Genomic DNA, 11,856 nt, shown 5'->3' on the forward strand with positions numbered 1-11,856 from the left:
CCCGACTCGACTTCGTCGAGCCACCCTCTCCCGCAAGCGGGAGAGGGGAATCGCGCACATTGTTTCGGCTTGGCTTTTGAGCGTCGCGCTGCTCGCCCCCGCTCTCGCGGTGGAGCCGTCCGAAAAGCTCGCCGATCCCAAGCTCGAGGCGCGCGCGCGCGCCATCGCCAGCGAATTGCGCTGCCTCGTCTGCCAAAACCAATCCATCGACGATTCCGACGCGCCGCTCGCCAAGGACCTGCGCGTCATCGTGCGCGAGCGGCTGAAGGACGGCGCGAGCGACGCCGAGGTGCGCGATTATGTTGTGGCGCGCTACGGCGATTTCGTGCTGCTGCGCCCGCCGGTGAAGCGGGAGACTCTGCTGCTCTGGGCCGCTCCGGCGCTGGCGCTGATCGGCGGCGTCTGGGCGATCTTCGCCGCCGTGCGCCGCGGGCGTCGGCGCATCGATCCAGCGATGCTCACTGCGGAAGAACGCGCGCAATTGCAGGCGCTGGGCGTCGAGCCCCCTCCGTCCCCCGCTGACGCCGGACAGGGAAGCGGCAAAGGCGACGCGCAACCTTCATGAAGCGCCGAGTCCGCCCTCTCTCCCGCATAGCGGGGGAGGGCTGGGGAGGGGGCATGTCGCGGCCTCTCGAATCGCGCTAGACTCGCCGCATGGACAGACCGAGCTATTACGAATTCTTCGCTGGCGGCGGCATGGCGCGCGCCGGACTCGGCGCCGGCTGGCGATGCCTCTTCGCCAATGATTTCGACCTGAAGAAATGCGGGACCTATCGCGCCAATTGGGGCGGCGAGGAACTCTTCCCCGGCGACGTGCGCAAGGTGACGACCGCCGATCTGCCCGGCCGCGCCGATCTCGTCTGGGCCTCCTTCCCCTGTCAGGACCTCTCGCTCGCCGGCGCCGGCGCTGGGCTGAAGGGCGAGCGCTCGGGAACTTTCTGGCCCTTTTTCGAGATCGTCAAAGCGCTGCGCAAGGAAGGACGGCATCCGCCGCTGCTGGTGCTGGAGAATGTCTGCGGCGCGCTGACATCGCATGGGGGGAAGGATTTCGAATCGCTCTGCGGCGCGCTCGCCGGCGAAAACTATCGCTTCGGCGCGCTGGTCATAGACGCCGCGCTGTTCGTGCCACAATCGCGGCCACGCTTGTTCATCGTCGCGCTGCATGGCGATTTCGTCGCTCCCGCCGAGCTGACGACGGCGGAGCCCTCGCCGCTCTGGCATACGCGCGCGCTGCTCACGGCGCAGGAGCGCCTGCCGCGCGCGCTACGCGAGAACTGGATTTGGTGGCGCCTCGCCGCGCCCGCCGCGCGCAACACGCGCCTCGCCGATATTATCGACGACAGGCCGGAAGGCGTCGCCTGGCATGATCGAGAAGAAACGCAAGCGCTGCTCGCCAAGATGAGCGATCTCAATCGCGCCAAGGTGGAGGCGGCGAAGCGCGCCGGGCGGCGCATGGTGGGAACGCTCTATCGCCGCACGCGCTATGGCGCCGATGGCGAGAAGATGCAGCGCGCCGAGGCGCGTTTCGACGATCTCGCCGGCTGCCTGCGCACGCCCGCCGGCGGCTCCAGCCGACAAATCGTGCTGATCGTCGAAAAAGGCCGCGTGCGCTCGCGATTGATTTCCGCGCGCGAGACGGCGCGGCTGATGGGCCTGCCCGAGGATTACCAGCTGCCGCACAATTACAATGAGGCCTATCACCTCACCGGCGACGGCGTCGTCGCGCCCGTGGCGCGCCATATAGCGGCGCAAATTCTCGAGCCGCTGCTCATCGCGCTGCGCGGCCTCTCGAGAGCCGCCGCCTGACGGCGATGGCGGAAGACCCCGCCAAACGCTCCGCCATCATGCGCGCGGTGAAATCGCGCGACACCTCTCCCGAAAAAGCGGTGCGCGCGCTGCTACGCGGCTTCGCGCCGCATTATCGGCTGCATCGCAAGGATGTGCCGGGCAATCCCGATATCGCCTATGTCGGGAGAAAGCGCGCCATATTCGTGCATGGCTGCTTTTGGCACGGACATGATTGCGCGCGCGGCGCGCGAATGCCGAAAACCAACGCCGATTATTGGCGCGCCAAGATCGCCCGCAATCGCGCGCGCGACATTGCGCATCAGGAAAAGCTCGCGCGCCTCGGCTGGCGCGCGCTCATCGTGTGGGAATGCGAGCTGAAGGACCGCGCGGCGCTGGAAGCGAAGCTGCGGGAGTTCTTAGCGAATAGCGAATAGAAGGAAGCTCTATTCGCTACTCCCTACTCGCTATTCGCTCGAATCAATCCTTCGCACGCTCGACGTAAGAGCCGTCTTCCGTCTGGATGACGATGCGCGTGCCGGCCTGAATATGCGGCGGCACCATCACGCGGGCGCCATTGGAGGCGATGGCGGGCTTGTAGGAAGAGGAGGCCGTCTGGCCCTTCATCGCCGGCTCGGTCTCGGTGATCTCGAGCGTGACGCGCGCCGGGAGCTGGATTCCAACCGCCACGCCATTGAACAGCGACAGAATGCAGACCATGCCTTCCTGCAGCCATTGGGCCTGATCGCCGAGCACATCCTTGGGCACGATGACCTGGTCGTAGGTCGCGGTGTTCATGAAGGTGAAGCCATCGTCATCGCCGAAGAGATAGCTGAAATCCTGATCCTCGACGAAGGCGCGCTCGACCTGCTCGGTGGTCTTGTAGCGGTCGGCGACCTTCACCCCGTCGGAAAGGCGGCGCATGTCGATCTGCGTCGTGGGCGTGCCCTTGCCGGGGAAGAAGCTCTCGGCCTTCAGAACGACATAGAGATGGCCGTCCTCCTTCTCGATGATATTGCCCTTTCGGATCGAGCTGGCGATGACTTTCACGTGTTTTATCCTCGATTGCTGGCCGCGTTCGGCCGGTCTATGAACGGCTCGGACCCTTTTCTGATCCGGTCGGATCAAAAAAGGGTCCGATTCGCATTGGAGCGATCAGATCGCTCGAAAAAGGCTCGTCCGCGCCTCTCGCGCGGGACCCGGCCGCCGCCCTCGAACCCTATGGCTCGACGAATGACGCGAGTGTCGCCCTGGTGGGCCAGGGATGTTTACGCCGATCGCAAGCCATTTCTCAAGGCTCGCGCGCGGATCGCCGCAGCCCTGCGGCAGTTTTTCTCTGCCCAAGGCTTTGCCGAGGTGGAGACGGCGGCCCTTCAGCTCTCGCCCGGCAATGAGACCCATATTTCGGCTTTCGGCGTCGATCTCGTCTCCGACGCAGGTGAGGCGAGCCGGCTCTATCTCCATACGTCGCCGGAATTTTCCTGCAAAAAGCTGCTGGCGGCGGGGGAGGAGCGCATCTTCACCTTCGCCCGCGTGTTCCGCAACCGCGAGCGCAGCGCCCTCCACCATCCCGAATTCACCATGCTGGAATGGTATAGGGCGAATGAGCCGCCGGAGCGGCTGATGGAGGATTGCGCCGGCCTGCTCGCCGCCGCGGCCGAGGCGCTGGGCGTCGAGCGATTCGCCTATAGAGGCGCGAGCGTCGATCCTTATGAGGAGCCGGAGGCGATCTCCTGCCGCGAGGCCTTCGACCGCTACGCCGGCATAGACCTCGCCGCGCTGCTCGGCGACCGCGACGGCCTCGCCCGCGCCGCAGCGCTGGACGGGATCCGCGTCGCCGAGGACGATGATTGGTCCGACCTCTTCAGCAAGATCTTGTCCGAGAAAGTGGAGCCGCAGCTCGGCCGGGCGCGCGCGACGCTGCTCTGCGACTATCCGGCGAGCGAGGCGGCGCTGGCACGGCCCAAGGCCGACGACCCCCGCTTCGCCGAGCGTTTCGAGCTTTTCGCCTGCGGGGTGGAGCTCGCCAATGGCTTCGGCGAGCTGACCGACCCGGCCGAGCAGCGCCGCCGCTTCGAAGAGCAGATGGAAAAGCGCGCCCGCATCTATGGCGACCGCTATCCGGTGGACGAGGATTTCCTCGAAGCGCTGGCCCATATGCCGCCGGCGAGCGGCATAGCGCTCGGCTTCGATCGGCTGGTCATGCTGGCCAGCGGGGCGGAGCGCATCGAGCAGGTTTTATGGACGCCGGTGGCGGAAAAGGGGACGTAGCCGCCGCGCCTTTCGCGCTGCCGATCGATGGCGTGGAATGCGAGCAGCGCCGTCGCCAGCGCGAGAGCCAGCAGCGCCTCCGGCGCGCGAAGGCCGAAGATCGCATAGCCCATGATCATCGCCGGAAAATGGAAAAGATAGAGCGGATAGGAGAAGGCCCCGAGATAGGCGGCCACTCCGCGCAGCCGCTGCGGAAAGGCGATCCTGCCGCGAAGGAGAAGCGCGGCGAGCGGCGCGAGAAAAGTGACGACGGCCAAGGGCTCCGGCGTCATCGGCCCGAAGCGCACCGCCGCCGCGCCGAGGACGGCGAAGCCGAGCGTCGCGACGGACCGCTCCCACCACAAAAGAAAGCCGAGCAGCCAGCACCAGAGATAATCCAGCGCATTGGATTTGAGCAGCGCCCGATAGGCGAGGCCGAAATCGGCGCTACGCGGCAGCAGAAAGCAGAAGAGGGACAGAGCCATCAGCGCGAGCAGGCGCTTTTGCTCGAGGCGCCGGAAGAAGGGCGCGAGCAGATAATAGAAGACCTCTATCGCCAGCGACCACAGCGGCCCGTCGAATTGCAGAGGCCGCACGAAAAAAGCCTGCAGGAAAAATAGATTGCCGAGCGCGGCCGAATACTTCTCGCCCTCGATCGAGAAGGCGCCGATCTGGACATGGCCGTTCGTGGCGGCCTCGACCAGCAGCGACAGCGCCACCGCCCCGAGATAGAGCGGATAGATGCGCAGCAAGCGCCTCAGATAGAAGCCTTTTTCCTCGCGCTCCAGCGAGGCGGCGATGGAAAAGCCGGACATCAGCAAAAAGCCGAGCACCGCGGCCTTGCCGCCGAAATCGTCGAATGTCTCGACAAAGCCGCCGGAGGCCGCCGGATACCAGCTCAAATGCCCGGACAGGACCACGAAGGCGAGGAAGAAGCGCAGCAGCGCCAGAATCTCCCATGGCGCGTTTTGGGTGGTGACGGGCATAGGGGCTCGAGAACGAGGGGACGTGCTGCGACACTATAAGCGAATATCCCTCGTCACGGCGAACCGCCCGGGATAGCATCGCCGCCATGCGCGTCATCGACATCCGCGAAGCGAAACGACGCCTCTCACAGCTCGTCGACGAGGCGGCTCGCGGAGAATCCTTCGTCATTGCAAAAGACGGCGAGCCCCTCGTCGAGGTCTCGGCGTTCGCGGCGACGCCGTCTGGCCGAGTCGAAAGGCTCGGCTTCATGGCCGGCCATTTTCAGACGCCCGACGATTTCGATCGCATGGGCGCGCCGGAGATCGAGCGGCTCTTCGGCTCGCGCTCGCGAAATTGAGCGCGTCACGCCGCCGAAAGTCCCGTTGCCACGCGTGAATTCGGCCGTATAAGCGGCCCGATGACCGAGGACAGCGCCCGTTATCGCCTGGAGCGGAGCGACGAGACGATTCTGGTGCCGCAGGGCTCCGGCTCGCCGCGCGCCGCGACCGCGACCTCCGTGGCCGAGCTCGCCGCCGCCGGGCTGGTGGAGCCGGCGCGAGCGGCGGCGCTGGCGGCCGTCGAGGCGCGCTATAGCGTCGCCGTGACGCCGGAAATCGCCGCGCTGATCGACAGCGCCGATCCGGCGGACCCGATCGCCCGGCAATTTCTGCCCGACCTCCGCGAGCTGGAGACGCTCCCGGAGGAACGGGCCGATCCGATCGGCGACGACGCCTTCAGCCCGGCGGAAGGGCTGGTGCATCGCTATCCCGATCGCGTGCTGCTGAAGCTGCTCTCGGTCTGCCCGGTCTATTGCCGCTTCTGCTTTCGCCGCGAGACCGTCGGTCTCGGCAAGGGCGCCATGCTCTCCGACGAAGCCGTGGACAAAGCGCTCGCCTATGTCGCTGAGCGGCCGCAGATTTTCGAGGTCATTCTCACCGGCGGCGATCCGCTGGCGCTCTCGGCCCGGCGGCTGCGCATGGTCGCCGAAAAGCTCGCCGCCATTCCGCATGTCGCCGTGCTGCGCGTCCACACGCGCGTTCCGATCGCCGCGCCGCGCCTCGTCACGCAGGAGCGGCTGGCGGCGCTGAAGGCGAGCGGCAAGGCCGTCTATATGGTGCTGCACGTCAATCACGCCCGCGAGCTGTCGGCCGCGGCGCGCGAGGCCGTGGCCGGCATCCAGAGCGCGGGCGTTTCGACTCTGGCGCAGACCGTGCTGCTCGCCGGCGTCAACGACGCGGCCGACACGCTCGAGCAGCTGATGCGCGCTCTGGTGACGGCGCAGATCAAGCCCTACTATTTGCACCATCCCGATCTCGCGCCGGGCACCGGCCATTTCCGCCTCTCGCTGGAGCGCGGGCAGGCGCTCTATGCGGAGCTGGCGCGACGGGTCTCGGGCGTCGCGCTTCCCTCTTACGTTCTCGACATTCCCGGCGGCTACGGTAAGGTTCCGCTTCAGCAATCTCATCTCGAGCGCGATGCAGACGGCGGCTGGCTCGTCCGCGACCGCGCCGGAGAGCGAAGGCCCTATCCGGCGGGAGATCGCGGCCAATAGATGGCGCCCCGCCGTCGGCGTCGCCGCAAGATTGGCAAATTGTTCGTCTCATTGCGCGTATATGGCTCGTCTCATCAACGAAAGCTTCGCCTTGCGCCGTTTTCTCGCCCTCTGCCTCATCCTCTTCTTCGCCGGCGCCGCTGTCGCCGCGGAGCCCTCTTCCACGCTCGAGCAGTTCAACACGCGGCTCGACGCCGCCCGCGCGACGCTCGAGGAAGTGGAGACCGCCCTCGCCGATCCCTCGCTCAATGACGCCACGCTCAGGAGCCTGCGCGATCGGGTCGATGCGCTGCCGGCCGAGCTGCAGGATGTGATCGACCGGCTGACGCCGCGCCTCGCCGCCTTGCAGGCGCGGCTCGACGAGCTGTCCGGCCCGGCCAAGCCCGCCGGCGAGACGAAGGAGGCGCCCGCGGCCGCCCCGCCGCCGGCTCCGGCCGAGGCGCCGCCCAAGAAGGAGGAGCCCGCCCCCGGCAAAGGCGCGCGCGCGCCCGGCAATGGCAGAGCCATCATCGCCAAAGCCTCGGCCGAGACGCGCTCTCTGCCCACGGCCGTCCCCGCGCCCGCGCCTGCCCCCGCTCCGGCGGTGGATAGCGGCTCGCTGGCGACGGCGAGCGTCAACGCCGAATTCGCCGAGCAGAAAAAGCTCTACGAAGAGGTGGACGCGACGCTGAAGCGCGCGCGGGCGCTGTCGATCGAGACGCGGCAGACCGCTCTGGTGATCCGCGCGCGGCAGCGGTCGCTCTTCGCCAAGACGCTGTTCCTGCGCACCAGCGGTCTGTTCTCGCCCGCACTGTGGAGCGCCGCTCTGCAGGAGCTTCCCTATGACGCCAAGGTCTTCGGCCTGCTGCTGGAACAGCGCGGAGAGGCCGTCTCGGCGCGGCTGCGCAATGGGCAGATCGAGACTTTTCTGGCGACGATATTTTTCACGCTGCTGCTCGGCGTCCCGGCGATTCTCTTCGCCCGCCGCTTCTCGAAGCGCGAGGCGGCGGTCGAGGCGCCGGATCGGTTCCACAAGGCGGCGGCGGCGTTGACGACGACCATTGTGACCGCTGCGCTGCCGATCGCCATCGTCGCGGCCATCGCTTTGGCGCTCGACGGCTTTCAGCTCGAGGACGCCGTTCTCGCGCCCCTCGGCCGGCGACTGTCCGAATCCGTGACTTTCGTCGCCGTTTCCTATGGCCTCGCGCGCGGACTGCTGGCGCCGGGCCTGCCACAATGGCGGCTCGTCGGCTTGGGCGATCGGCTCTCGCGGCGGATGCTCTATCTCGCGGTTCTCATCGGCTTCGTCGCCGCGGCGACGCGTGTTCTGGAGCAGATCGCCGAATTCGTGCAGGCGAGCCTTCCGGTGATCGTGCTGACGCGCGGCGCCGGCGCCTTGTTCATCGCCATCGTCTTTCTCATCGTCACCGTCGCCACGCGCCATGAGACATGCGAGGGCGACCCCGGCGCCGATCTCGAGGGGCGCGACCGGATCTACGCCCTTCGTCTGCTCGCCTGGGTGGAGATCGTCGTCATCACGGGCGCGCTCGCGGCGGGCTATGTCGCCTTCGCCAACTTTCTGGTGTTGCAGCTCGCCTGGCTCGCGGCGGTCGGCACGGCGCTCTTTCTCCTGCTCGCCTTCGTCGAGACCGGCCTTCAGCGCCTCTTCCAGCCGGAGACGCCGCTCGGGCGGACCCTCGTCTCCGGTTTCGGTGCGAGGCAAGAATCGCTCTGCCAGCTCGCTGTGGTGTTGACCGGCGTCGCGACGCTCGGCCTCTACGCCTTCGCGCTCTTCGTCGCGCTGGTGCCATATGGATTCCAATCCGGCGATTTCTTCGGCAATCTGCAGACAGCCTATGCCGGCTTCAAGATCGGCGAAGTCACCATCTCGCCGGCCGGCATGGCGACGGCGCTCGCCCTCTTCGCGCTCACCTATGGGGCGACCAAGGCGCTGCGCCGCTGGCTCGATCAGCGCCTGCTGCCGCTGACGCGGCTCGACATGGGCCTGCGCCATTCCATCGGCGCCAGCCTCGGCTATGCCGGATTCATTCTCGCCGTCTCTGTGGCGCTGGCCGAGCTCGGCCTCAGCCTCGAGCGGCTCGCCATCGTCGCGGGCGCGCTGTCGGTCGGCATCGGCTTCGGCCTGCAGTCGATCGTCAATAATTTCGTCTCCGGCCTCATCCTGCTGTGGGAGCGGGCGATCCGCGTCGGCGATTGGGTCGTGCTCGGCGATGAGCAAGGCTATGTGAAGCGCATCAATGTGCGCTCCACCGAGATCGAGACCTTCGATCGCGCGACGATGATCGTGCCCAATTCCAATCTCGTTTCCGGCGTGGTTAAGAATTGGTTGCGCAACGATCGCATCGGCCGCATCAAAATCGCCATCGCCCCGCATTCGGGCGTCGATCCCGAGCAGATCCGCGAGCTTCTACTCGCCGCCGCCAAGGCGCAGGACGGGCTGCTGCGCATCCCGGCGCCGCAAGTGATGTTCCTCTCCATGGAGCAGACGGCCTTCCGTTTCGAGCTGTGGTGCTATGTCGAGGATGTCGAGCAGGCGACGCGGGTGAAGAGCGATCTGCTCTTCGACATTTATCGCCGCTTCGCCGAGGCGGAAGTGAAGATTTCCGCCCCCGCGCCGGCGCCGGCGGTGGTGCAGGTGATGGGGCTGGAGCCTTTCGCGCCCTCGCCGCGCGTGCTGGAGAGCGGGCGCGAGCGGGACTATGCGGTCGCCGGCGAATGAGTGTAGAAGGCGCGCGCGTTCCGCTTCCTTCCGCTCACAGACAAAAGCGCATGTCTCACTCCCTTCGCTTCCTCGCGCCGGCCGCGGCGCTGCTCGCGCTCGCATCCTGCACGAGCGAGAGCCGTCTGCCGAAAGAGCCCGAGCAGCCGAGCTTCTATCGCTCGCTCGCCGCGCCGAACGCGCGCGTCGACGCCGAGGCGGCGCGGGACATGATCTCGCTCTATCGCAGCAACAATGGGCTCTCGGCGCTGGCGCTGGACGCCTCGCTGCAAGAGGCCGCGCAGGCGCAGGCGAGCGCCATGGCCTCCGCCAATTCGCTGAGCCATGAGGTGCGCGGAACGCTGGACATGCGCCTCACCGCGCGCGGAATGCGCAGCGTCAGCGCGGCGGAGAATGTCTCGGCCGGCTATCACACGCTCGCCGAGGCGTTCTCGGGATGGCGGCAGTCGCCGCCGCACAATAAGAATTTGCTGATGAAGAAAGCGACGCGCATGGGCATTGCGACCGCCTATGCGCCCAATGCGAAATACAAGGTCTATTGGGCGCTGATCCTCGCCGACTGACGGCTCAGGCCCGGCGCTTGCGCTTGCGGCCGCCGCCCGTCGCCTTGCCGCCGCCCCCCGGCGTTTTCGTCGCCGCATCCTCCGGCCGCACATAACGCACGCCGAGAAAGAAAAGTATTTGCGCCTCGCCGACGGCGGGCGGCGCTTGCGGCGCCGGCCGCGCCTTCGAGGAGAAGGCTATGAGCTCGCCCATTTCATCGCCCCCGCAATGAACCGGCCCCCGCAATGAACCGCGCAAATCGCGCGATCGGTCGATAGGGCGATTAGGGGCCGCCGAGGGTTAATGTTGCGTCAATGTCCACGCGCTAAAATCGCTGTTCGTGTATTAAGTTTGCGATTGGTGCGTATATGCCACGAGGCGAAAGCGAAAATCGGAAGGCCGAGGCGGCTCTGTTCCGCGAGATCGTCGACCAGTTCGTCGCGCGTCCGCTGCATCCGGCGGCCGATATAGAGCAGTTCGAGACGCTCGTCGGAGGCTTCATCGATGTGCTCGACGCCGACGTGGTCGCCGAGCGGGCTTTGGAGTTGTGCCGCCATCCGGACACGCCGCGCGGAATCGTCGCGCGGCTGCTGGACAAAGGCGGGCGCGTCTCGCGCATCGCCATAGAATATGCGCCGGTCATTCACGCCGGCCTCGTGCGCGCGCTCGCCGAGCATGGCTCCGCGGAGCTCGCCGTCGCCATCGCCCGCCGCTCCTCGCTGGAGCGCAAGATTGTCGCCGGCCTCGCCTCGCGCGGCGAGAGCGAGGTGCTCTGCGCGCTCGCCGCCAACCGGCGCCTGCATCTCGATCAGGCGGCGCGGCGCTCGCTGCTGCAGGCGGCCCGCGACGACCTGCGGCTCGCCCGCATATTGCTGGACCGCGCCGATCTCGCGGTGGACCCGGAAGCGCTGTTCCTCGCCGCCGATTCCGGCGAGCGCTCACGCATTCTGCTGGAGGCGGCGACGCAGGCTCTCGTCTCGAATGGGCCGGAATATGTCGCGCGGCCCGCGCCCGCGCTGGCCGAGGAGATCGACGCCTGCGCCGTCGCGCGCGATTTCGAGGGTCTGGCCGAGGCGCTGGCGGAAGCGCTCGACTGCCGCAAGTCGCGCGCGCGCGCCATTCTCATGAACAAAAGCGGGGAGGCGCTGGCGCTCGCCCTGCTCGCGCTCGGCGTATGCGAGGACACGGCGATCCGCATTTTCCTCGGCTCCGAGCGCGCCTCGCCGGATGTGGAGCGCATACGCTCTCTCATCGCGCTGATGCGCTCGACGCCGCCGCGCGCCGCGCAAAGGCTCGTCGCCGCCATGACCGGCTCGCTGCGCCAGGAGAAGGAGCGCGCCGCCGCCGCTTCCGCACGCCCCGGCGCCGTAGAGCAGAAGCGCAGGCGCAGGCGCAGGCAGAAGAGCCAGGCCGCCAAAGCGCAGGCGTGACAGCTGCTCGAGAGCGAGCCTCTAAGGCTCGCTCTCGTCTGGCGCGCCCCTAAGGCCGCATCATGCCGCAGCGGCAATTCGTCCTTTATTGACGCTCATCAACGACGTGCGGCGACGCGCCCTTTACGCGACTCTTCGTTCGGTCGCGGCGCGCCTCGATCGAACCAATCATTCGATGGAGGAAAAGGCATGTCGCTCATCACCTGGACGCCAGAGCAATTCGCCACCAACGTCTCCAAGCATGACATAGAGCATCAGGAAATTTTCCGTCTGCTGAATGTTCTCGGCGATGCGGTCGCGAGCGGCGATCGCGACGCCGTCGGCCGCGATCTCGACGCGCTCATCGCTTATGTGGCCGAGCATTTCGCCTCGGAAGAAGCGAATTTCGAAGCCTATGGCTATCCGGCCTTTCCAGGCCACAAGGCCGAGCACGACAAGCTGGTCGCCGCAGCGCTCGATCTGCAGAAGAAGTTCCACGCCGGCGAGGCGGAAGTGACCGCCGATACGGCGGCGTTTCTCGTCGGCTGGCTGACCGATCATATTCCGAAAATCGACAAGCTCTACGGCTCCTTCCTCAATGAGAAGGGCGTCGCGTAAGACGCGCGCGGTTT

The 11,856-nt window shown here is 66.9% G+C and carries 12 protein-coding genes and 1 pseudogene; 10 read left to right on the forward strand and 3 right to left on the reverse strand.

Going from position 1 to position 11,856, the window contains the following annotated elements; all coding sequences use genetic code 11:
- Positions 1 to 49 precede the first annotated feature (49 nt).
- The 3 genes from METLW3_RS0100005 to METLW3_RS0100015 all read left to right on the forward strand — a co-directional run bounded on the left by METLW3_RS0100005 (position 50) and on the right by METLW3_RS0100015 (position 2,222).
- Entirely contained in the window at positions 50 to 565 is a 516-nt protein-coding gene (locus METLW3_RS0100005) for a cytochrome c-type biogenesis protein (RefSeq protein WP_024877985.1), read from the forward strand.
- An 89-nt stretch (positions 566 to 654) separates the two neighbouring features.
- Positions 655 to 1,806 carry a DNA cytosine methyltransferase gene (locus tag METLW3_RS0100010; RefSeq protein WP_024877986.1) on the forward strand — a complete coding sequence of 384 codons (1,152 nt, stop codon included), beginning with the start codon at positions 655 to 657 and terminating at the stop codon, positions 1,804 to 1,806.
- Between the two features lie 5 nt (positions 1,807 to 1,811).
- Entirely contained in the window at positions 1,812 to 2,222 is a 411-nt protein-coding gene (locus METLW3_RS0100015; protein ID WP_024877987.1) for a very short patch repair endonuclease, read from the forward strand.
- A 43-nt stretch (positions 2,223 to 2,265) separates the two neighbouring features.
- Here METLW3_RS0100015 and efp read toward each other — a convergent pair whose 3' ends face one another.
- Positions 2,266 to 2,835 carry an elongation factor P gene (efp, locus tag METLW3_RS0100020; RefSeq protein ID WP_024877988.1) on the reverse strand — a complete coding sequence of 190 codons (570 nt, stop codon included), beginning with the start codon at positions 2,833 to 2,835 and terminating at the stop codon, positions 2,266 to 2,268.
- 183 nt (positions 2,836 to 3,018) lie between these two features.
- Between efp and epmA the strand changes: the two genes are divergently transcribed.
- Positions 3,019 to 4,056 carry an EF-P lysine aminoacylase EpmA gene (epmA, locus tag METLW3_RS27260; RefSeq protein ID WP_084484752.1) on the forward strand — a complete coding sequence of 346 codons (1,038 nt, stop codon included), beginning with the start codon at positions 3,019 to 3,021 and terminating at the stop codon, positions 4,054 to 4,056.
- A 56-nt stretch (positions 4,057 to 4,112) separates the two neighbouring features.
- On the opposite strand, the pseudogene METLW3_RS29015 reads toward epmA, so the two are convergent.
- Positions 4,113 to 5,021: pseudogene (locus METLW3_RS29015) on the reverse strand (acyltransferase); the annotation flags it as partial.
- 86 nt (positions 5,022 to 5,107) lie between these two features.
- Between METLW3_RS29015 and METLW3_RS0100035 the strand changes: the two are divergent.
- From METLW3_RS0100035 to METLW3_RS0100050, 4 genes are all read left to right on the forward strand, one after another.
- Positions 5,108 to 5,359 carry a type II toxin-antitoxin system prevent-host-death family antitoxin gene (locus METLW3_RS0100035; protein ID WP_024877991.1) on the forward strand — a complete coding sequence of 84 codons (252 nt, stop codon included), beginning with the start codon at positions 5,108 to 5,110 and terminating at the stop codon, positions 5,357 to 5,359.
- 60 nt (positions 5,360 to 5,419) lie between these two features.
- A complete protein-coding gene (locus METLW3_RS0100040; protein WP_024877992.1) occupies positions 5,420 to 6,553 on the forward strand; it encodes a lysine-2,3-aminomutase-like protein in 1,134 nt (377 codons plus the stop codon).
- Positions 6,554 to 6,614: 61 nt separating this feature from the next.
- Positions 6,615 to 9,272, forward strand: coding sequence for a DUF3772 domain-containing protein (locus METLW3_RS0100045; protein WP_024877993.1), 2,658 nt, complete (start codon positions 6,615 to 6,617; stop codon positions 9,270 to 9,272).
- A gap of 50 nt (positions 9,273 to 9,322) precedes the next feature.
- Complete coding sequence (locus METLW3_RS0100050) at positions 9,323 to 9,835, forward strand: CAP domain-containing protein (RefSeq protein WP_024877994.1); 513 nt, start codon at positions 9,323 to 9,325, stop codon at positions 9,833 to 9,835.
- 4 nt (positions 9,836 to 9,839) lie between these two features.
- Here the strand turns inward: METLW3_RS0100050 and METLW3_RS0100055 are convergent, their stop codons facing one another.
- Positions 9,840 to 10,028 carry a hypothetical protein gene (locus METLW3_RS0100055; RefSeq protein WP_024877995.1) on the reverse strand — a complete coding sequence of 63 codons (189 nt, stop codon included), beginning with the start codon at positions 10,026 to 10,028 and terminating at the stop codon, positions 9,840 to 9,842.
- Between the two features lie 155 nt (positions 10,029 to 10,183).
- On the opposite strand from METLW3_RS0100055, the gene METLW3_RS0100060 reads away from it, so the two are divergent.
- Both METLW3_RS0100060 and METLW3_RS0100065 read left to right on the forward strand, forming a co-directional pair.
- Entirely contained in the window at positions 10,184 to 11,245 is a 1,062-nt protein-coding gene (locus METLW3_RS0100060; protein ID WP_024877996.1) for a hypothetical protein, read from the forward strand.
- A gap of 189 nt (positions 11,246 to 11,434) precedes the next feature.
- Positions 11,435 to 11,842, forward strand: coding sequence for a bacteriohemerythrin (locus METLW3_RS0100065; protein ID WP_024877997.1), 408 nt, complete (start codon positions 11,435 to 11,437; stop codon positions 11,840 to 11,842).
- The last annotated feature ends 14 nt before the right edge of the window (positions 11,843 to 11,856 follow it).

The organism is Methylosinus sp. LW3, assembly GCF_000527115.1.
Taxonomy (GTDB): Bacteria; Pseudomonadota; Alphaproteobacteria; order Rhizobiales; family Beijerinckiaceae; genus Methylosinus.

Excerpts from the sequence above, each read along its gene's own strand:
- METLW3_RS0100010 (WP_024877986.1), top strand. The coding sequence starts at position 655 with ATGGACAGACCGAGCTATTACGAATTCTTCGCTGGCGGCGGCATGGCG.
- METLW3_RS0100015 (WP_024877987.1), top strand. The coding sequence starts at position 1,812 with ATGGCGGAAGACCCCGCCAAACGCTCCGCCATCATGCGCGCGGTGAAA.
- epmA (WP_084484752.1), top strand. The coding sequence starts at position 3,019 with ATGACGCGAGTGTCGCCCTGGTGGGCCAGGGATGTTTACGCCGATCGC.
- METLW3_RS0100035 (WP_024877991.1), top strand. The coding sequence starts at position 5,108 with ATGCGCGTCATCGACATCCGCGAAGCGAAACGACGCCTCTCACAGCTC.
- METLW3_RS0100040 (WP_024877992.1), top strand. The coding sequence starts at position 5,420 with ATGACCGAGGACAGCGCCCGTTATCGCCTGGAGCGGAGCGACGAGACG.
- METLW3_RS0100045 (WP_024877993.1), top strand. The coding sequence starts at position 6,615 with ATGGCTCGTCTCATCAACGAAAGCTTCGCCTTGCGCCGTTTTCTCGCC.
- METLW3_RS0100050 (WP_024877994.1), top strand. The coding sequence starts at position 9,323 with ATGTCTCACTCCCTTCGCTTCCTCGCGCCGGCCGCGGCGCTGCTCGCG.
- METLW3_RS0100055 (WP_024877995.1), bottom strand. The coding sequence starts at position 10,028 with ATGGGCGAGCTCATAGCCTTCTCCTCGAAGGCGCGGCCGGCGCCGCAA.
- METLW3_RS0100060 (WP_024877996.1), top strand. The coding sequence starts at position 10,184 with ATGCCACGAGGCGAAAGCGAAAATCGGAAGGCCGAGGCGGCTCTGTTC.
- METLW3_RS0100065 (WP_024877997.1), top strand. The coding sequence starts at position 11,435 with ATGTCGCTCATCACCTGGACGCCAGAGCAATTCGCCACCAACGTCTCC.